The sequence below is a fragment of the Pseudomonas sp. PME37.24/025 genome (assembly GCF_055556615.1).
This window is the reverse complement of record NZ_JBVHNK010000135.1, coordinates 1-277: the sequence shown is the minus strand read 5'-3', so window position 1 is coordinate 277 and position 277 is coordinate 1. Positions and strand designations below refer to the sequence as shown.

General features: G+C 63.5%; 1 protein-coding gene. It reads right to left on the bottom strand.

Annotation, left to right across the window (positions count from 1 at the left end):
- Nucleotides 1–277, bottom strand: a 277-nt coding sequence (locus ACZ3HH_RS29825; RefSeq protein ID WP_465810153.1) for a hypothetical protein, incomplete at both ends; no start/stop codon positions are given.

The window sequence follows — 277 nt, the reverse complement described above, 5'->3', positions numbered from 1 at the left end:
CAGCGCGGAAGCCCGCTGCATCGGGAAGCAGATCGCATGCCCGGGGTGAGTCACCGCATTGGACAGTACGGCGAGGGCTTCGTCGTACTCGCCGTGAGTGATGAGCATGTCGGCGTAGAGGCCGAGCAAGAGTTCACGCATGACGCGATAGCTGCGCGCACGGGCCGAGCCGTAGAGGAGCTCACGGCTCTTGGCGATGCCCTGGGTCACGTCACGATCGAAGAACGTCGCAACGACGCGGATCGTGTCCGCGCTGAAATGCCAATAGGGGTCATCC